The 17,520-nt window shown below is 62.6% G+C and carries 19 protein-coding genes and 1 tRNA gene; 12 read left to right on the top strand and 8 right to left on the bottom strand.

The genetic code is table 11. The features are described 5' to 3' along the window. The first annotated feature begins 140 nt into the window (after positions 1-140). Positions 141-611: a nuclear transport factor 2 family protein gene (locus tag RX328_RS00620; protein ID WP_213252533.1), complete on the top strand. Its 471-nt coding sequence runs from the start codon at positions 141-143 to the stop codon at positions 609-611. Positions 612-755: 144 nt separating this feature from the next. Here the strand turns inward: RX328_RS00620 and RX328_RS00615 are convergent, their stop codons facing one another. The 3 genes from RX328_RS00615 to RX328_RS00605 all read right to left on the bottom strand — a co-directional run bounded on the left by RX328_RS00615 (position 756) and on the right by RX328_RS00605 (position 3,543). Continuing rightward, complete coding sequence (locus RX328_RS00615) at positions 756-1,562, bottom strand: acyl-CoA thioesterase domain-containing protein (protein ID WP_213252532.1); 807 nt, start codon at positions 1,560-1,562, stop codon at positions 756-758. A gap of 131 nt (positions 1,563-1,693) precedes the next feature. After that, complete coding sequence (gene queG / locus RX328_RS00610) at positions 1,694-2,902, bottom strand: tRNA epoxyqueuosine(34) reductase QueG (RefSeq protein WP_213252531.1); 1,209 nt, start codon at positions 2,900-2,902, stop codon at positions 1,694-1,696. Then, entirely contained in the window at positions 2,851-3,543 is a 693-nt protein-coding gene (locus RX328_RS00605; RefSeq protein WP_213252530.1) for a glutathione S-transferase family protein, read from the bottom strand. The genes queG and RX328_RS00605 overlap by 52 nt, the downstream gene beginning before the upstream one ends. Positions 3,544-3,832: 289 nt before the next feature. Here RX328_RS00605 and RX328_RS00600 point away from each other — a divergent pair, with 289 nt between their 5' ends. Further along, positions 3,833-4,639, top strand: a complete 807-nt coding sequence (locus tag RX328_RS00600) for an undecaprenyl-diphosphate phosphatase (RefSeq protein WP_213252529.1) — start codon at positions 3,833-3,835, stop codon at positions 4,637-4,639. A gap of 142 nt (positions 4,640-4,781) precedes the next feature. On the opposite strand, the gene RX328_RS00595 is transcribed toward RX328_RS00600, so the two are convergent. Beyond that, positions 4,782-5,762, bottom strand: a complete 981-nt coding sequence (locus RX328_RS00595) for a complex I NDUFA9 subunit family protein (RefSeq protein ID WP_213252528.1) — start codon at positions 5,760-5,762, stop codon at positions 4,782-4,784. Positions 5,763-5,911: 149 nt separating this feature from the next. Here RX328_RS00595 and RX328_RS00590 point away from each other — a divergent pair. After that, positions 5,912-5,998 (top strand) — tRNA-Leu (locus tag RX328_RS00590). Between the two features lie 66 nt (positions 5,999-6,064). On the opposite strand, the gene RX328_RS00585 is transcribed toward RX328_RS00590, so the two are convergent. Next, complete coding sequence (locus RX328_RS00585; RefSeq protein WP_213252527.1) at positions 6,065-6,310, bottom strand: hypothetical protein; 246 nt, start codon at positions 6,308-6,310, stop codon at positions 6,065-6,067. Between the two features lie 191 nt (positions 6,311-6,501). On the opposite strand from RX328_RS00585, the gene RX328_RS00580 reads away from it, so the two are divergent. The 9 genes from RX328_RS00580 to RX328_RS00540 all read left to right on the top strand — a co-directional run bounded on the left by RX328_RS00580 (position 6,502) and on the right by RX328_RS00540 (position 15,304). Then, positions 6,502-6,660, top strand: coding sequence for a hypothetical protein (locus RX328_RS00580; protein ID WP_213252526.1), 159 nt, complete (start codon positions 6,502-6,504; stop codon positions 6,658-6,660). A 193-nt stretch (positions 6,661-6,853) separates the two neighbouring features. Then, positions 6,854-7,468, top strand: coding sequence for a ribonuclease D (locus tag RX328_RS00575; protein ID WP_213252525.1), 615 nt, complete (start codon positions 6,854-6,856; stop codon positions 7,466-7,468). 130 nt (positions 7,469-7,598) lie between these two features. Continuing rightward, a complete protein-coding gene (gene lptC / locus RX328_RS00570; protein WP_409410823.1) occupies positions 7,599-8,330 on the top strand; it encodes an LPS export ABC transporter periplasmic protein LptC in 732 nt (243 codons plus the stop codon). After that, positions 8,327-9,010: an LptA/OstA family protein gene (locus RX328_RS00565; RefSeq protein WP_213252524.1), complete on the top strand. Its 684-nt coding sequence runs from the start codon at positions 8,327-8,329 to the stop codon at positions 9,008-9,010. Before lptC ends, RX328_RS00565 begins: the two co-directional genes overlap by 4 nt. Positions 9,011-9,204: 194 nt before the next feature. Further along, positions 9,205-10,215, top strand: coding sequence for an LPS export ABC transporter ATP-binding protein (lptB, locus tag RX328_RS00560; protein ID WP_213252523.1), 1,011 nt, complete (start codon positions 9,205-9,207; stop codon positions 10,213-10,215). Between the two features lie 205 nt (positions 10,216-10,420). Next, positions 10,421-12,073, top strand: coding sequence for an RNA polymerase factor sigma-54 (rpoN, locus tag RX328_RS00555; RefSeq protein ID WP_213252522.1), 1,653 nt, complete (start codon positions 10,421-10,423; stop codon positions 12,071-12,073). Positions 12,074-12,202: 129 nt separating this feature from the next. Beyond that, positions 12,203-12,805: a ribosome hibernation-promoting factor, HPF/YfiA family gene (hpf, locus tag RX328_RS00550; protein WP_213252521.1), complete on the top strand. Its 603-nt coding sequence runs from the start codon at positions 12,203-12,205 to the stop codon at positions 12,803-12,805. A 231-nt stretch (positions 12,806-13,036) separates the two neighbouring features. Further along, positions 13,037-13,498 carry a PTS IIA-like nitrogen regulatory protein PtsN gene (gene ptsN / locus RX328_RS00545; RefSeq protein WP_028347914.1) on the top strand — a complete coding sequence of 154 codons (462 nt, stop codon included), beginning with the start codon at positions 13,037-13,039 and terminating at the stop codon, positions 13,496-13,498. A gap of 117 nt (positions 13,499-13,615) precedes the next feature. After that, the gene (locus tag RX328_RS00540) at positions 13,616-15,304 is read left to right on the top strand and encodes a methyl-accepting chemotaxis protein (protein ID WP_213252520.1); all 1,689 of its coding nucleotides are present in this window, start codon (positions 13,616-13,618) and stop codon (positions 15,302-15,304) included. Positions 15,305-15,433: 129 nt separating this feature from the next. On the opposite strand, the gene RX328_RS00535 is transcribed toward RX328_RS00540, so the two are convergent. The 3 genes from RX328_RS00535 to RX328_RS00525 form a co-directional block, all read right to left on the bottom strand. Further along, positions 15,434-15,700 (bottom strand): DUF1150 family protein, encoded by a 267-nt coding sequence (locus RX328_RS00535; RefSeq protein ID WP_057850486.1) that lies wholly within the window; start codon positions 15,698-15,700, stop codon positions 15,434-15,436. A gap of 52 nt (positions 15,701-15,752) precedes the next feature. Further along, positions 15,753-16,178, bottom strand: a complete 426-nt coding sequence (locus RX328_RS00530; RefSeq protein WP_028347911.1) for an Hsp20 family protein — start codon at positions 16,176-16,178, stop codon at positions 15,753-15,755. 259 nt (positions 16,179-16,437) lie between these two features. Beyond that, the gene (locus RX328_RS00525; protein ID WP_213252519.1) at positions 16,438-17,520 is read right to left on the bottom strand and encodes a sn-glycerol-3-phosphate import ATP-binding protein UgpC; all 1,083 of its coding nucleotides are present in this window, start codon (positions 17,518-17,520) and stop codon (positions 16,438-16,440) included.

Below are 17,520 nucleotides of genomic sequence, written 5' to 3'. Positions count from 1 at the left end.
GGCACCGGGTCGCGCGAATGCGCGCCCGATGACAGGCTCCAGCGGACGATCCAGTACGCCGCGGCCCATCGATTTATCTTGCGCGCTCTGGAATACTGGATGCCCCGCCTTCGCGGGCATGACGAGCGGGAGACAATACCATGAACCCATCCACCATGCTCCGCGCCTTCTGCGACGCGGTCGAGCAGCGCAACGGCAAGGCGTTCGCGGAACTGTTTACCGAGGACGGCCTCTATCACGACGTGTTCTATGGCGCGTTCGAGGGCCGCGCGAAAATCGCTGACATGATCGATGACTGGTTCTATCGCACTGCGACCGATTTTCGCTGGGACATGCACGATCCGGTCAGTGAGGGCGAGATGCTCTATGCGCGTTACACGTTCAGCTATCGCTCGACGCTCCCGGAAGCAAAAGGGGCGCGCGCGATGTTCGAGGGCGTCGCGATCATGCGGCTGCGCGACGGCAGAATCGCTGAGTACCACGAGGTCGCCAACACCGCCCCGGCGTTCGTCGATCTTAAATTTGCACCGGAGCGAATTGCCAAGATTGTTGCAAAACAGGGTGCGGCGCTGAAGGCGCGGCCGGAGATGAAGCGGCATTTGATGGAGTGATCTGTTGTCCTCCGCCTGTCATCGTCCGCCTTGTGCGCAATTGCGCACAGGGGCGGACGATCCAGTACGCCGCGGCTTCGCGATTCTATTACGCGCTCTCTGGAATACTGGATGCCCCGCCTTCGCGGGGCATGACGGTTTAGGCTACGGCGGCGGCACGGTTGTCATCGGCTTGCGCTGCGCCAGCGCCGCGACCGTCGACGTCCCGATCGGTCCCTGTTCGTCATAGAGCCAGCATTCGCCGATCGCGATGCCGTCGGTGGCGTGATGGTTCACCACGTCGAAGCCGATCCATGGCGTGACGGGGAGACGGTGCAGATACAGCGTGACGTCGCTGTTGATGTAACCCAGCCCCTGATCGCCGGCATTGGCGAACGGGCTGGCGAAATCGGCACCTGTGGCGACATGCACGAACGGCGACATCGGCACGCCCTCGACGAGTTCGCGCACCTCGCTCATCCACAGCCGCCGCGGCCCGAGCGAACCCATCTGGCCGACGATCGGTCGTGTGGTCCATTTGCCGTTCATGCCGAGCCGGGAATCGGTGGGCTTTAGAATGTCGGCGGGGTTTGGCGCATCCCAGTTCGGCGGCGACCAGACATTGCCCGGCGCGTTTTCCGTCTTGCGGAGTAATTGGCACGAGGCGCGCGCCATGCTGGTGCCGCCGGAAAAGAACTCGGCCTCCACCACCTTGATGCGGATGCCGTCGCGGACCAGTTTGGTTGTGACCTCGATCGGCGTCGTGACGTTCGGTAGGCGAAACATGTCGACGGTAAACCGCGCCGGCACGAACTCGCTGGCGCCGTGGCGCTGCTCGATTACATGCGCCAGCAGGCCGATCACGACGCGGCCGTGCAGAGAATTGGGGTCCCACGGGCCGTTTGACACGGGCGTGGGCATGAAGGTGTCGTTATCGCGATTATGCGTGAAGAAGGGCTGGTTTTTTGTCATGGCGGGCGACCATGGCGGATTTCTTCGCGTGAAATCAAGGGTGACCCTCATGGTGAGGAGGCGCTCTTGCGCCGTCTCGAACCATGTGGCCCGGCTATTGGCCTCGTCCTTCGAGACGCGCTTCGCGCTCCTCAGGATGAGGGTCTGGCAGCGGTGCTGCTGAGTCTCCACTCCTCGAGCACTTCTTCATCTGTCTCGGCGTCGATCACCTTGGCAGCCAGCGCATCAAACCTCTTCCGATCCACCAACTGCGATAACGCCCATACCGCCGCACCGCGAACGAGCGGGCTCGCATCATCGAGCAAGCGTTCGGCCTCTGCTGCCAGTGACGAATCCTCCGCATTGCCGATCGCGATCAGCACATTGCGGACAAAGCGGTCGCGGCCGATGCGCTTGACCGGCGATTTCGAAAACAGGGCGCGAAATGTGGCGTCGTCGAGCCGCGCCAATTCTCCCAGCGAAGGCGCACGCAATTCCGCGCGCGCGGCGAGTTTGGTCTCTCGGCCTTTTTGCGCGAATTTGTTCCACGGGCACACGGCGAGGCAATCGTCGCATCCATAGATGCGGTTGCCGATGCTTTTGCGGAATTCACGCGGGATCTGACCTTTGTTCTCGATCGTCAGGTAGGAAATGCAGCGTCTTGCATCGAGCTTGTAAGGTGCGGGGAACGCAGCAGTCGGGCAGATCTCCTGGCAGGCGTTGCAGGAGCCGCAATGGTCGGTGTCGGCGGTGTCGCGCGGCAGCTCGGCGGCGGTGAAGATCGCGCCGAGGAACAGCCAGGAGCCGAATTCGCGCGAGACGAGATTGGTGTGTTTGCCTTGCCAGCCTAGTCCTGCCGCCTGCGCCAGCGGCTTTTCCATCACCGCTGCAGTATCGATGAACACTTTTACTTCCTCGCCTGATGCCGCGACCAGCCACCGCGCCAGCGTCTTCAGGCGCTTCTTGATCACGTCGTGATAGTCGTCGCCCTGGGCGTAGGCGGAGATTGCGCCGCGTGTACGCTTTTCGAGAAGCGCGAGCGGATTGTCGTCGGGTCCGTAATTGAAGCCGAGCATGATGATCGATCGCACGCCCGGCCACAGCACGCGCGGATCCATCCGCCGCTCGGGCTGAGCGGCGAGCCAGTCCATGTCGCCATGCGCACCGGCATCGAGGAACTCGCGAAAATATTTTCCGGCATTGCCGAGCTCGCCGGGATCGGTGACGCCGATGCAATCGAAACCGAGCGTCGCGGCTTCGCGCACGAGCGCGGACTTCAGATCGCTGGCGGAGAGCTTGACGCCCTGGCTCAGAAGTCGAGGTCCACGTAGGTCCGCGACGCCGGCACGCCCGCCAGCCATTCGCTCAAGAGCGGGCGGAACGACGGGCGGGATTTCACCCGCGCGTACCACATCTTTGCTGCTTCGTCCTCGCTCCATGGCACATCGCCCAGATAATCGATCGCCGAAAGGTGCGCCGCGGCGGCGAGATCCGCGTAGGTCAGCCGGTCGCCGGCGAGGAAATTCCGCGTTTGCGCCAGCCAGCCGATATAGGCCAGATGATAGCGCACATTGGCCTTGGCTGCGCGGATTACGTCGGCCGCCGGCGCGCCGCCGCCATTCTCCTCGCTCATGAAACGCTTATAGATGCGCTCGGTCACCAGCGGGTTCGATGCCTCCTCGAAGAATTTTTCGTTGAACCAGGCCATCAGCCGGCGCACCTCCACACGCTCGGCCATCGAGGCCGGTAACAGCCGCCGCTCGCCCGCTTCCAGGCCGTGTGTCTCGTCGAGATATTCGGCGATGACGCCCGCGCCGGGGATCGGCGGAAAGCCGTCAGCCATCAACACCGGCGTGGTGCCGGCGGGATTGAGCACGAGAAACCCTTCACGCCGCTCCCAGGCTCGCTCTTCCACCAGGCGCAGGTCGAGGCCGTGTTCGCCCAGCACCAGGCGAATGAAGCGCGAATGCGGACAGAACGGATGATGATAGAGCGTGTACATGAAATCCTTGAACAATTCGCGGCGACGCTCAAGGAACCCGAGCGGCCAAGCCGCGTCATGCGAATCGCGACACTGCAGCCTATTCGGTTCTGCCTTAAATCAGAACCGCATAGGCTCTAGCCTTCGTTTTGACGTGTTTTGTTCGCGCGAACCGGGATTCAGTTCGCTCGAAAACGCTATAGTCAAGCCGGCGCAAGAGGCAACCTGTCTTTGGCGTTTTTTTGCGATTGCGGCATCGGGATGAATAAGCGAGAAGGGCGCGATTTTCCAGCCAAAACGGACCCACATCATGATGTCGGATGTAGTGAAGGCGGTGATTCTCGGCATCATCGAGGGCGTCACGGAATTCCTGCCGGTTTCGTCGACCGGCCATATGCTGGTCGCGCAACGATTCTTCGGGCTTGGCGAGGGCGCGTTCTGGCAAAGCTTTGTCGTGCTGATTCAGCTCGGCGCCATCCTCGCCATCGTCATGCTCTATTTCATCAAATTGTGGCGCGTCGCGCTCGGCATGTTCACCAACCCCGATGACCAGCGTTTCGTGATCGGCGTATTGCTGGCGTTTCTGCCTGCGGTGGTCATCGGCCTGGTTGCCGGCAAGTACATCAAGGAGTTTCTCTTCAATCCCTGGGTGGTGTGCTTCACCTTGATCGTCGGCGGCGCAATTCTGTTGTGGGTCGATCAGCTCTATCTCAAACCGACACAGCATGACGCCACGCGCTATCCGCTAATGATGTATCTGTGGATCGGCATCGCGCAATGCGTGGCGATGATCCCGGGCGTGTCGCGCTCCGGCGCCAGCATCGTGGCGGCGATGCTGCTCGGCGGTGACAAGCGATCGGCCGCGGAGTTTTCGTTCTTTCTGGCGATCCCGACCATGGTCGGCGCGTTCGGCTATGATTTCTACAAGAACCGCGCCGAGATGACGACCGATCATATCGGCATCATCGCGATCGGCTTCGTGGTCTCGTTCATCACCGCGGCGATCGTGGTGAAGACGTTCCTCACCTATGTCACGCGCCACGGATTCACGTTTTTTGCGTGGTGGCGCGTCGCCATCGGCACGCTCGGCCTGATCGCGCTGGCGCTGGGGAAGTAGTCCCCGCAAATTTGTAGGATGGGCAAAGCCACCGGGTCGCGCGAACGCGCGCCCGATGACAGGCTCGCGTGCCCACCATCACTAGCGCGGTGTTGGATAGTGGGCACGGCGCAAGTGCGCCTTTGCCCACCCTACGAAACCTCTAAGCGTTCTTGCGCTGAAACTGCCCGGCGGCGCGGAAGCGCCAGAGATATTGCGGGGCGATCGCTTCCATCGCTTCTGGCGTAATGCCGAGGCCTTGCAGCGTCAGACCGGCTGCCTTCGCTTCGTCCGACACGACATTGTCGACTTGCAGCATCGCCACCTGGTCCGGCGTCAGCTTGAACGGACCCGGCGCGAATTGCAGGAAGTGCGCCTTTAGCTTCGCCAATCCCCACGGCAGCGACACCAGCATGCGCTTGCGCTTGGTGATCTTGAGAATGATTTCCATGATCTCGCGCATGGTCAGCACATCAGGCCCGCCGAGCTCATACGTCGCGCCCGGCTTGGTCTTGTCATCGACGGCGTCGGCGACCGCGTTGGCGACGTCGGCGACATAGGCCGGCTGCACCCGCGTCACGCCGCCGCCGATCAGCGGCAGGAAGGGCGATATCCGGGCGAGCGCGGCAAAGCGGTTGGTGAATTGATCCTCGGGCCCGAACAGCAGCGACGGCCGCATGATCGTGGCCGATGGTGCTGCCGTCAGCACGGCCTTCTCGCCAGCCGCCTTGGAGCGGAAGTAGGCCGACGGCGAATTCTCGTCGGCGCCGATCGCCGATACATGCACCATCTGCGCGCCGATGGCGGCGGCGGCCTTGGCGATGGTTTCGGCGCCTTTGGTCTGCACCGCGTCGAACGTCTGCGCGCCGCTCTCGGCCAGGGTTCCGACCAGGTTGACCACGGTTTCGGAACCGCGCATCACCGCCTCTACCGAGGCCGGGTAGCGCAGATTGGCCTGCACGGCGTGGATCTGGCCAACGCGGCCGAGCGGTTGCAGGTGCCCCGCCAGTTCGGGCCGCCGCACCGCCACCCGAATCCGATAGCCGCGCTTGGCTAGCGCCCGGACCACGTTTCGCCCCAGAAAGCCCGATCCGCCAAACACGGTGATGAGCGTTTCCAGGTTCGATGCCGCGTGCAATGCCATCGGGGTCAATTCCTGCCGGTCAAATTCGAAGATATCGGTGGGATTTAGCGGATTCGCGATACGCCAACACGGCTCTGCTGTACAGCGGATTTCGGATGGCATTGAAGCGATTTGACAAGCGCGTGACCGATCCTTACTAACCCGCCCGGGCCCAGGTGGCGGAATTGGTAGACGCGCTGGCTTCAGGTGCCAGTGGCTTCACGGCCGTGAAGGTTCGAGTCCTTTCCTGGGCACCATTGCCCTTGCCCAATGACCGATGCGTTGAGATGCCGCCGGCGCGATGCGTCGCGCGGAATGTCGGGCTATGCCGCCGGATCCGGATCGGAGCCAGACACATGGCCGTCCGGACCACGCCTGAACACGCCGTAATTGCTGGATTTCATCCGGCCGCCGCCATCGGTCGCAACGGCCGTCAACCCCAGCTTCAGCAGCTCGCGCACGGCCGCGGCCCGGGTCGGCATCCGGTGCTTGAAGCGGAAATCGTCGATTGCCGTCAGCTCCTCGGGCGACAGCATCACCTGTAATCGTTCATCGCGCATCTCGGACATCGGAATGATCCAGATTGTCGGAACAACCCAAACTGAGGTGGTTGAGCAATTTACTCAACATTCGTTCTTGGTGCTGGTTCCCTCAAACGCGACTCTGACGCCAAGTTAGCTAAATACATCAGTAAAAACAGTGTGTTAACGGTTGATTTAGGATCTGCGCGAGCGCATAATCTCGGGCATGGAGTACGGCCATGACCGAGAACATCAAGCTGCCACGCAAGCTGTCCGAAGAACGGGAACAGCCGCCGCCTCGCCGGCCGAGCCATGCGCACGTTATCGAAAATCTCGACCGCTGGGCCAACAGTCCGGGGCTTCAGCCCCCGAAATCACCCGATGCGAAGACGGCCTGACCAGCCTTGCCTTCCGGCAGCAAGCTGCAGGGCGGTAATGCTCCGCCTCGCGCGAAGCGGGCGATGACTGATGGCGGACAAGCACGCCGAACCCGCAATTCTCGCCCTATAAGCCTTGTCCAGCCGCTCGCCTCCGGCGGCTCCGGGCGCTAGTGTTTCGGTCGAATCGACCTGAGACACGAGGCTTTCCTTCATGACCATCCGCCTGCATCGCGGCGACCTGCCCGATCTGTCCCGCTACAAGGATTCGGTGGCGATCGATACTGAGACCATGGGGCTCAATCCGCATCGCGACCGGCTCTGCGTAGTGCAGATGTCGAATGGCGACGGCACGGCCGATGTCATCCAGATCCCGAAGGGCCACACCGACGCGCCGAACCTGAAGGCGCTGCTCGCCAATCCGGCCATCACGAAGATCTTCCACTTCGCCCGCTTCGATGTCGCCGTGCTCTACAACACGTTCGGCGTGATGCCGCAGCCGGTCTATTGCACCAAGATCGCCTCGCGGCTGAGTCGCACCTATACCGACCGCCACGGCCTGAAGGACCTGGTGCGCGAGGTGCTCAACATCGATCTGTCGAAGCAGCAGCAGTCGAGCGACTGGGGATCAGAGAGTCTGAGCGAGGCACAGCTCGCCTATGCCGCCTCCGACGTGCTGCATCTGCATGGTCTTCGCGAGCGGCTCGATGCCATGCTGGCGCGCGAGGGGCGGACGGCGATGGCGCAGGCCTGTTTCGAATTCCTGCCGACCCGGGCCAAGCTCGATCTTGGCGGCTGGGAGGCCGAGGATATCTTCGCGCATTCGTGACCGGGACTAATTGAAGCGCCGGGTTGCCGGCTTCCGCCCCGTTTCGGTCACACTCATCGCGAGTGTCCGGGCTGCATAATCCCGCGATTGCGGGTAGGATGACGCTCTCTTTGGCGTCTTTGGAGCCGCGGTGAACTCGATACAGAACCCAGCCTTTGCCACCGGCATGGAGGCCCGCTTCGCTGCGGCCGCCCGTCACAGCCGGATGGTGCGGGTACTGCGGGTCGCGGTCCCGGCGGCGGTGCTGCTGGCCATGGCCGGTATCGTCGCGATCTCGATCTTCAACCCGTTCCGCATCACAGGGCTCTCGAAGCTGCCGGTCGACATCGGCAATCTCGTAGTGTCAGGCACCAAGATCACCATGGAAACGCCGCACCTTGCCGGCTTCTCCACCGACCAGCGCCCATACGATTTGTGGGCCAAGGCGGCGATCCAGGATCTGACCAATCCCGATCACGTCGAACTGCAGACGCTGCGGGCCAAGGTCGTGATGGAGGACAAGAGCACCGTGACGATGGATGCCCGCACGGGGTTTTTCGACAGCAAGCAGCAGATGCTCGACCTGCGCAAGGATATCTTCCTGCAATCCTCCACCGGCTACGAGGCGAAACTGTCGCAGGCCTATGTCGACATCAACAAGGGAACAGTGACGTCGGACGAGCATGTCGACGTCAAATTGCTGAACGGTACACTCACCGCCGACCGGCTCAGGATCATCAACAGCGGCGAGGTCGTGCGCTTCGAAGGCAATGTCGTGATGAACCTGGTCATGGAAAGCCCTCCGGCGCCTGCTCCTGAGCCTGAGCCGCAGCCAGCGCCGAAGACGCGGTCCATCAGCGGCAAGTCCGCCAACACGAAATGATCGCTATGATGCAGTTGTTCTCGCGCAGGTTTGCGGCCGCAGCGCTTGTCCTCGCGTTGAGCGCCTCCGATGGCGCCTTCGCGCAAGGCGCCATGTCGGGCGTGCCGAATGCGATGCAGGGCTTTTCGCAAAACCGCGATCAGCCGATTCAAATCGAGGCGGCGTCGCTCGAAATGCGCGACAAGAAGAAGGAAGCGACCTTCGCCGGAAACGTGAAGGTCGTGCAGGGCGACACCACCATGACCTCGAAGTCGCTGGTGGTGTTTTACGACTCCGGTCCGGCATCGGACGCGCCGCCCGCCGCACCCAAGGGATCGAAATCCGGATCGATGCAGTCCGCGACCCCCGGGCCCGGCGGCAGCTCGTCGATCCGACGGCTGGAAGCCAAGGGCTCCGTCGTGGTCACGCAAAAGGACCAGGTCGTGACCGGCGAGACCGCGATCTTCGACACGCGCGCCAACCTCATTACGATGGTGGGTGGGGTCGTGCTCACCCAGTGCAAGAACGTGCTCAAGGGCGATCGCCTCAAGGTCGACATGACGACCGGCGTGTCGCGTGTCGAATCCGACAGCGGCAAGGTGCAGGGCATGTTCATCCAGGGAGAGAATTGCGGGTCGGGATCGGGCGGGGCGAAGTCCGCTCCGGTCCAGATACCCTCGCTGATCCCCGGTAAAAAATAAGCCAGATCAGTGCCTTAAAGATTATTTGGAGCGGTCACGGTTGAAGCCGGTAGCGCGAGCCTGTATCTACTGGGCAGGCGCACGGCGGGGTGTTTCGCTGGGCAGGGGACATCCATTCATTCATGGTTCGCCAGCGAAGCGATTCGCCGGCGGGCGCATCGCGGAATCACCGTGAAAGGCTTAAGCGAAGCGGGATGGTGGATTTATTCGGCATGTTCCGTCGACGCCCCGCGAAACGCGGCCCTGTGGGCTTTGCGCGTTCGCGCGAGGACATCACCGCGCTCGGCGATTCCTTCGGCGACATGCTGGCGAGCCCGGTGCGCGATGCGCCGCCAATGGCGCGTTCGGCTTCGCTGCCCGGGTTGGAATTGCCGCAGCCCGAGCCCCACGTCGAACCGCCGCGCCAGGACAGAGCGCGTTCACGGGCCCAGGCGCCTCGCGCCAAGTCCAATGGCGGCGAAGCGCCGCGCCTGATCAAGCGGCCCGGCTTTCTCGCTGTGCACAGCGTGGAAAAAAGCTTTGGCACGCGGCAAGTGGTGCGCGGCGTCAGCATCTATGTTCGCCGCGGCGAGGCGGTCGGCCTGCTCGGCCCGAACGGCGCCGGCAAGACCACCGTGTTCTACATGATCACCGGGCTGATCAAGGCAGATCGCGGCGCCATCGAACTCGACGGTCATGACGTGACGAAGCTGCCGATGTATCAGCGCGCGCGGCTCGGCATTGGCTATCTGCCGCAGGAAGCCTCGATCTTTCGCGGCCTCACCGTCGAGCAGAATATTCGCGCCGTGCTCGAAGTCGTCGAGCCCAACCGCAGGAAACGCGAAGCCGAGCTCAATTCGCTGCTCGATGAATTCAACATCACGCGCTTGCGCAAATCGCCTTCGATCGCGCTCTCCGGCGGCGAGCGCCGCCGCGTCGAAATTGCGCGCGCGCTGGCGACGCGTCCGAACTACATGCTGCTCGACGAGCCCTTTGCCGGCATCGATCCGATCGCGGTTGGCGACATTCAGGACCTGGTCCGCCATCTCACCAATCGCGGTATCGGTGTCCTGATCACCGACCACAATGTGCGGGAAACGCTCGGCCTCACCGACCGCGCCTACATCGTCTATGCCGGGCAGATCCTGACCGAGGGCAGTCCGGAAGAGATCGTCAACGATCCGGATGTACGCCGTCTTTACCTTGGCGAGGAATTCCGATTATAGCGCACAACCCGCCAAAGTATCGGCGGGTTGGTTGTAAGGTACTGCACTCATTCGGGATTTCTAGCGCGCCTGGGAGCGGCTCGGCTTCCCATTGTCGCTGATCGCGCCATAGCCCAATTTTCGCGTTCGTCAAGGCGTGTACAAGGGCTTTGGACTAATATAAGCAAGAATCGGACCAACTTTTAGTGGATCGGTTCTTGACCTCATGGCGCTGACGCAGAGATTAGAGTTCCGGCAGTCGCAGTCGCTGGTGATGACGCCGCAATTGATGCAGGCGATCAAGCTGCTGCAACTGTCGAATCTCGACCTGTCGGCCTTCGTCGAGGAGGAATTAGAGCGCAATCCGCTGCTGGAGCGGGCCAGTGACGGCCCCGAACCCCCGGTTGCAGGCGAACCGGTATCCGAGCGCGCCGACTTCTCCGATTCCGGCAGCTATGGCGAGGATGGCGGCGGCGATGCCTCCGATATGAGCACTGGCCCCGGGAGCGAGACCTTCGAGCCCGGCCAGGAGGACTGGCTGAACCGCGACCTCAGCAGCCGGACCGAGATCGAGCAGACGCTCGACACTCCGCTCGACAACGTCTTTTCCGAAGAGCCCGCCGAAGCCGCCGCGCGCGCCGCACAGGACGCGGCGCCGACCGCCTACACCGAGTGGGGCGGTGGCGCCTCCAACGACGACGAATACAATCTGGAAGCCTTCGTTGCCGCCGAGGTGACGCTTGGGGGCCACCTCGCCGAACAGCTCGCGGTCGCCTTCAGCGCGCCGGCGCAGCGCATGATCGGGCAGTACCTGATCGATCTGGTCGACGATGCCGGCTATCTGCCGCCGGATCTGGGGCAGGCTGCCGAGCGCCTGGGCGCCTCGCAGGCGGACGTCGATGCCGTGCTCGCGGTGCTGCAGACGTTCGATCCGCCCGGCATCTGTGCGCGGAACCTGAGCGAATGCCTCGCGATCCAGCTCCGCGAACTCAACCGCTACGACCCCGCCATGCAGGCGCTGGTGGAAAATCTCGATCTGCTGGCGCGGCGCGACATTGCGTCTTTACGCAAACTGTGTGGCGTGGACGACGAAGACATCACCGACATGATCGGCGAGATCCGGCGTCTCGACCCGAAGCCCGGCCTCAAGTTCGGCTCGGCTCGTACGCAGACCATGGTACCTGACGTCTATGTACGGCCCGGCCCGGACGGCGGATGGCACGTCGAACTCAACAGCGACACCTTGCCGCGCGTGCTGGTCAATCAGGTCTATTACACCGAGCTGTCGAAGACGATCCGCAAGGACGGCGACAAATCCTATTTCAGCGACTGTCTGCAGAACGCGACCTGGCTGGTGCGCGCACTCGATCAGCGCGCCCGCACCATTCTGAAGGTCGCCACCGAAATCGTCCGCCAGCAGGACGGATTTTTCACTCATGGCGTCGCGCATCTGCGGCCGCTGAATTTGAAAGCGGTGGCGGACGCGATCCAGATGCATGAATCCACGGTGTCGCGGGTCACCGCCAACAAATACATGGCGACCAATCGCGGCAGTTTCGAGCTGAAATATTTCTTTACCGCCTCGATTGCTTCAGCCGACGGCGGCGAGGCGCATTCGGCGGAAGCGGTCCGCCACCACATCAAGCAATTGATCGATGCGGAAGCGCCGAGTGCGATCCTCTCCGACGATACCATCGTGGAACGATTGCGTGAATCGGGCATTGATATTGCCCGCCGCACGGTCGCGAAGTACCGCGAAGCCATGCGCATTCCTTCTTCGGTCCAGCGCCGCCGCGACAAACAGAGCATGCTCGGTAACGCCCTTTCCGCTCCCGCCACTTCCTCCTCCGACCGGTCCCGCGATGCGGCGCCGGCCTGATTGCGTTCGCGTCAGATCGCGATAGTGTCAGGTCCCCGACAGAGCGCGGCCCGGAAAGCGACACCCGCTTTCCGAATGGGCCATGCTCCGGCAACACCAGAGTAGTCGAGGCATCAAGCGAGGCATCAAATGACCCTTCGAATCTCCGGGAAAAGCATCAGTGTCGGCGAGGCGCTTCGTTCGCGCGTCAGCGAGCGCACCGATGAGGTCTTAAGAAAATATTTCGACGGCAATTATTCCGGCCACATCACGCTGAGCAAGGACGGCTTCGGTTTCCGCACCGATTGTGCGCTGCATCTGGACTCCGGAATTACGCTGGAGGCCGATTCCAACGCTCCGGACGCCTATGCCAGCGCCGACCAGGCGCTCTTGATGATCGAGAAGCGCCTGCGCCGCTACAAGAGCCGGCTGAAGGATCGCTCGGCCCGCAAGGCCTATGCGGCCTCCGCGGCGCTGGCGGAGATCGACGGCCCCGCGCTCGACGCGCCGAGCTATGTGATTGAGGCGCCGACGGAAGGCGACGAGGAGGTCACATCCTATAGCCCCGTCATCATCGCGGAGGCGACCACGTCGCTGAAGCGGCTTTCGGTCAGCGAGGCGGTCATGGAACTAGATCTGACGGGGGCCGCCTGCATCGTGTTTCAGCACGGGTCCAGCGGCCGGGTGAACATCATTTACCGCCGGCCGGACGGCAATGTCGGCTGGATCGATCCTCCCTCGGTTACGCCCTGAGATCTATGCCCGATGGCATTGACGCCCCCATTGGCCCTCCCTATGGTCCGCCGCTCTTCAGCACAGGTTGCAGGAACTGGCCCTTCGGGAGTTGGCACCGCGCGTGCGTTGGAGTAGAAGCCGTGCAAATCGGGACCCGGGCTTAACCCCGCCTCCCGTCTCATCTTCTTGACGCCCCGGTTCTAAAGCCTATCTCGCAACCTGACGGTTTAATTCACCTCGGAACGCCCCATGACGATTACCGATCTGGTCGCACCCGAGGCGATTCTCCCCGCTTTGAAGGTCATCAGCAAGAAGCAGGCGCTGCAGGAGTTGGCCGCGCGCGCGTCCGCCCTTACCGGCCAGAACGAACGCTCGGTATTCGAGGTGCTGCTGCAGCGGGAGAAACTGGGCACCACTGCCGTGGGCTATGGCGTCGCTATTCCGCACGGCAAACTGCCGAAGCTGGAAAAGCTGTTCGGGCTGTTCGCCCGGCTGGAACGTCCGATCGATTTCGAGGCGATGGACGGCCAGCCGGTCGACCTGATCTTCCTGCTGCTGGCCCCGGAAGGCGCCGGCGCCGACCATTTGAAGGCACTGGCGCGGATCGCGCGCCTGTTGCGCGACCAGGATGTCGCCAAGAAGCTCCGCGCCTCCCGCGACGCCCAGGCGATCTATTCGGTGCTGGCGCTGCCGCCGGCCAGCGCAGCGTAGCTCCGGCAAGCGGAACACCGATTCTCTGCGCGGTAGCACCTCGGTTAAACGCAATTTTAAGCTAAATGGCAGTTATTTCGTCCGCTGGGATTTTTTACTCACCCGGAGAACATTGCCATGACGCTGCGGCTGACGATTTCGCGCGCGATATTGATTTTTGGATTGGTTACTGCATTGGGCCTTGGTGCCGTGATTGCCACCAGTGTTTACGGTCTGTCGCAGCTCAAGGTCGGCGGCCCACTCTATAACCAGATCAAGCTCGGCAACGACCTCATTGCCGACATCCTGCCGCCGCCGGAATATGTCATCGAGGCCTATCTCGAAGCCACCCTCGTGCTGCACGATCCGGCTAAGCTTTCGGCGCATCGTGACCGGATTGCGCAGCTCAAGAAGGAATATGACGAGCGACGCGACTTCTGGGTCAAATCCGATCTCGACCCGGTGCTGAAGACGAAGCTGGTCGAGAAATCCGACAGCGAGGTGCGCCGCTTCTGGACCGCGATCCAGGACGGCCTGCTGCCCGCGCTCGCCAAGGGCGACGGCGCGGCGGCGGCGAAATCCTATGCCGAGATCACCGCACGCTATACCGCGCACCGCGCCATTATCGACGACATTGTCAAGCAGACCAACGACCGGAACGCGGCGACGGAAGTGGCGGCGACGGGGCGCGTGAGCACGTTCACATGGGTGCTGTGGGGCGTTTCGGCCGCGGTGTTTCTGGTCATCGGCGCCGGCATTTTCGGTGTGGCATTCGGTGTCATACGCCCCATCGCCGAAATGACCGACGTGATGAAGGGCCTTGCCGGCGGCGATCTCACTGTCTCGGTCCCGGCCCTCAGCCGCGACGACGAAGTCGGCGCCATGGCGCGCGCGGTTCAGGTGTTCAAGGACAACGCGCTGCGCGTGCAATCGATGGAGTCGGAGCAGGCCAGCCTGAAGCTGAAAGCGGAAGACGACCGCAAGACCGCGATGCAGCAGATGGCCGACGGCTTCGATGCGGCGATTGGAAAGATCATTCAGACCGTGTCGACCGCCTCATCCGAACTCGAATCATCGGCCGGGAAGCTGACCAAGACCGCCGAAGTGACCCAGATGCTCTCGGCAACCGTTGCCTCCGCATCGGAACAATCCTCGACCAACGCGCAGTCCGCTGCAGCGGCCGCGGAAGAAATGGCCTCGTCGGTCTCTGAGATCAGCCGGCAGGTTCAGGATTCGCACAAGATATCGCGCGAGGCGGTGAGCCAGGTCGAGCAGACCAATGCGCGAATCGCCGATCTCGCGCAGTCCGCTAGCCGGATCGGCGAAGTCGTCAAGATGATCAGCGCGGTCGCCGAGCAGACCAATTTGCTGGCGCTGAACGCCACGATCGAAGCGGCGCGCGCCGGCGAGGCGGGACGCGGATTTGCGGTCGTCGCCTCCGAGGTCAAAGCGCTCGCCGCGCAGACCGCGAAAGCGACCGAGGAGATCAGCGAGCAGATCGGCCAGATGCAATCGGCGACCAATCAGTCGGTGTCGGCGATCCAGGAAATCGGCGGCACGATCGGCCGCATCGCGGAAATCTCGCAGGCAATCGCGGCGGCCGTGGAAGAGCAGGGCGCCACAACCCAGGAGATTTCGCGCAATGTGCAGCAGGCGGCGCAGGGCGCCACGCAGGTCGCGGGCAGCATCACAGACGTCAACCGCGGCGCGACCGATACCGGCGCGGCATCGACGCACGTGCACGGTCTGGCGCGCTCGCTACTGGGACAGAGCAATCATCTCAAGGGCGAGGTGGAGAAATTCCTCTCGACCGTGCGCGCTGCTTAGGCGGATTGGATTTGCATTAACGAAGATACGCGGGCAATGCCCGCGTATCCGAAACCCTCTTCTCGCACACTCGGCATCAGATCAGCCGATGCCGGCGAAGCTTCGTCAGTGACAGCAGCAAGCGCTGCGTCAGTGCACGCTGACGGCCTGAAGCTCGTTGCTCCATGCGTTGGCGATCGCCGCTTCGCGGCTGTCGGTCAGCATGATCGGGGTGCCGTCGGCGGCATGCAGCGCGAACAGTTTCAGCCCCGGCGCGATTTTCGGCGCCTGCGGAAACAGTCCCGGCACATCCTCGGAACGGACTTGTTTCACGTAGGCGATATGGCCTTCACCAAGATGGGCCAGTGCCTCAACGGAAACTTTTTCGGGTTCGAAGGTCACACTCACGTCACTCATGGTCTCGACTCCTCTGGAGACTAAGCGGTCGAGTCCGCTCCTTGTTCCACTATTATTCGTGCTCATTGATAGCGATTGTCTTAACGACCCTTTCAGGTTCCGGCCTGGCAAGGTCGATCGACAACAGCCCGTTTTTCAAATCCGCGCCCAGCACCTGCATCCCCTCCGCCAGCACGAATGTGCGCTGGAAATGGCGGGCGGCGATGCCGCGATGGATATATTGCCGGGCCTTATCGTCCTGCTGGCGGCCCCGGATCACGAGCTGGTTTTCCTCAATGGTCACATCGAGTTGGTCACGGGTAAAACCCGCCACCGCCAGCGTGATGCGCAACCGTTCGGGTTGGCCGTTGGCGCGGTCACACCGCTCGATGTTGTAGGGAGGATAGCCGTCGGCGCCTTTGACGACGCGATCGAGCGCACGCTCGATTTCGTCGAACCCAAGCAGGAACGGACTTGATAACGAAGGAACACGAGACATCACAAAGTCCTCTCGAAGCGACTTTGAGGGGCCCTTGCGGCGCCCCATTCAACCGGCCGGCCGACTTGCCGTCCGGTCAGGAGGGAATATGGGGGTGATTTGGGGAGGGTTCAAGCACCTCTGAAACCTGTGTAAATCGCTGCGGCGGTGGTTTATCGCCTGTCATTCCGGGGCGCGAAGCTAACCCGGAATCTCGAGATTCCCGATGCGCAATTGCGCATCTGAGGTCTGGTCCTTCGGACCAGCCTGGAATGACGTCTCAAATGCGCTTCCTTCCATCGGCGGTAAACAGATGCAGCTTGTCGGGCGCGGCGACGGCCCTGATTCGCTCGCCGATGGCGGGGCCGACAGCGCCGGGAATGCGCACGATGATTTCCCCCGGCGGCAGTTCGCCCGGGGTGGCGGCGACCCCCTGCATCTCCTGCTGCCGCGTCCCGTAGACGAAGGTCTCGGCGCCAACGCGCTCGATCGCTTCCACGGTGAGGCCGAGCGCCACGCCACCGGACACCGTTTGGTTCGAGATGACAAAATCCTCAGGCCGGATGCCGATGATGCCGGCTTCGGCGGCGCGGGCATCGTCGGCCAGTTGCGATTTCAATTCGGAGCGCAGCGGCATCAGATTCATCGGCGGAGCGCCAATGAAGGAGGCAACGAAGGTGGTGGCGGGCTTCTGGTAGATGTCCAGCGGATTGCCGATCTGCTCGACCTGGCCGCCGTTCATCACGACGAGAATGTCGGCCAGCGTCATTGCCTCGAGTTGGTCATGGGTGACGTAGATCGACGTCGTGGACAGCCGACGCTGCAATTTGCGGATTTCGACGCGCATGGCGATGCGCAGCTTCGCATCGAGGTTCGACAGCGGTTCGTCGAACAGAAAGACTTTTGGCTGCCGCACGATGGCACGGCCCATCGCCACGCGCTGGCGCTGGCCGCCCGATAATTGCCGCGGCTTGCGGTCGAGCATTGCGCCGAGCTCGAGAATGCGCGCGGCTTCCTGGACGCGCGTCTTGATCTCGCCCTCGGCCATGCGGCGATTGCGCAGACCGTATGCCATGTTGTTGTAGACGGTCATGTGGGGGTAAAGCGCGTAGTTCTGGAATACCATCGCAATGTCGCGCTCGGCCGGCTCGATCTGGTTGACGATGCGCCCGCCGATGTCAATCTCGCCGCCGGTGATGGTTTCCAGCCCCGCGACCATGCGCAGCAGCGTGGACTTGCCGCAGCCGGACGGGCCGACCAGCACGCAGAACTGGCCGTCGCTGACCTCAAAGTCGATGCCCTTGATGGCCTCGAAGCCGCCAAGATACGTTTTGCGAACGTTGCGGAGGGTTACGTTGGCCAT

The sequence above is a fragment of the Bradyrhizobium sp. sBnM-33 genome (genome assembly GCF_032917945.1).
GTDB lineage: Bacteria > Pseudomonadota > Alphaproteobacteria > Rhizobiales > Xanthobacteraceae > Bradyrhizobium.
This window is presented reverse-complemented; position numbering and strand designations above follow the sequence as displayed.

What these genes read in the sequence shown, in the direction of transcription:
- RX328_RS00620 (WP_213252533.1), top strand. Translation starts at nt 141, where the DNA reads ATGAACCCATCCACCATGCTCCGCGCCTTCTGCGACGCGGTCGAGCAG.
- RX328_RS00615 (WP_213252532.1), bottom strand. Translation starts at nt 1,562, where the DNA reads ATGACAAAAAACCAGCCCTTCTTCACGCATAATCGCGATAACGACACC.
- queG (WP_213252531.1), bottom strand. Translation starts at nt 2,902, where the DNA reads ATGGCTGGCGGGCGTGCCGGCGTCGCGGACCTACGTGGACCTCGACTT.
- RX328_RS00605 (WP_213252530.1), bottom strand. Translation starts at nt 3,543, where the DNA reads ATGTACACGCTCTATCATCATCCGTTCTGTCCGCATTCGCGCTTCATT.
- RX328_RS00600 (WP_213252529.1), top strand. Translation starts at nt 3,833, where the DNA reads ATGATGTCGGATGTAGTGAAGGCGGTGATTCTCGGCATCATCGAGGGC.
- RX328_RS00595 (WP_213252528.1), bottom strand. Translation starts at nt 5,762, where the DNA reads ATGGCATTGCACGCGGCATCGAACCTGGAAACGCTCATCACCGTGTTT.
- RX328_RS00585 (WP_213252527.1), bottom strand. Translation starts at nt 6,310, where the DNA reads ATGTCCGAGATGCGCGATGAACGATTACAGGTGATGCTGTCGCCCGAG.
- RX328_RS00580 (WP_213252526.1), top strand. Translation starts at nt 6,502, where the DNA reads ATGACCGAGAACATCAAGCTGCCACGCAAGCTGTCCGAAGAACGGGAA.
- RX328_RS00575 (WP_213252525.1), top strand. Translation starts at nt 6,854, where the DNA reads ATGACCATCCGCCTGCATCGCGGCGACCTGCCCGATCTGTCCCGCTAC.
- RX328_RS00565 (WP_213252524.1), top strand. Translation starts at nt 8,327, where the DNA reads ATGATCGCTATGATGCAGTTGTTCTCGCGCAGGTTTGCGGCCGCAGCG.
- lptB (WP_213252523.1), top strand. Translation starts at nt 9,205, where the DNA reads ATGGTGGATTTATTCGGCATGTTCCGTCGACGCCCCGCGAAACGCGGC.
- rpoN (WP_213252522.1), top strand. Translation starts at nt 10,421, where the DNA reads ATGGCGCTGACGCAGAGATTAGAGTTCCGGCAGTCGCAGTCGCTGGTG.
- hpf (WP_213252521.1), top strand. Translation starts at nt 12,203, where the DNA reads ATGACCCTTCGAATCTCCGGGAAAAGCATCAGTGTCGGCGAGGCGCTT.
- ptsN (WP_028347914.1), top strand. Translation starts at nt 13,037, where the DNA reads ATGACGATTACCGATCTGGTCGCACCCGAGGCGATTCTCCCCGCTTTG.
- RX328_RS00540 (WP_213252520.1), top strand. Translation starts at nt 13,616, where the DNA reads ATGACGCTGCGGCTGACGATTTCGCGCGCGATATTGATTTTTGGATTG.
- RX328_RS00535 (WP_057850486.1), bottom strand. Translation starts at nt 15,700, where the DNA reads ATGAGTGACGTGAGTGTGACCTTCGAACCCGAAAAAGTTTCCGTTGAG.
- RX328_RS00530 (WP_028347911.1), bottom strand. Translation starts at nt 16,178, where the DNA reads ATGTCTCGTGTTCCTTCGTTATCAAGTCCGTTCCTGCTTGGGTTCGAC.
- RX328_RS00525 (WP_213252519.1), bottom strand. Translation starts at nt 17,520, where the DNA reads ATGGCCAACGTAACCCTCCGCAACGTTCGCAAAACGTATCTTGGCGGC.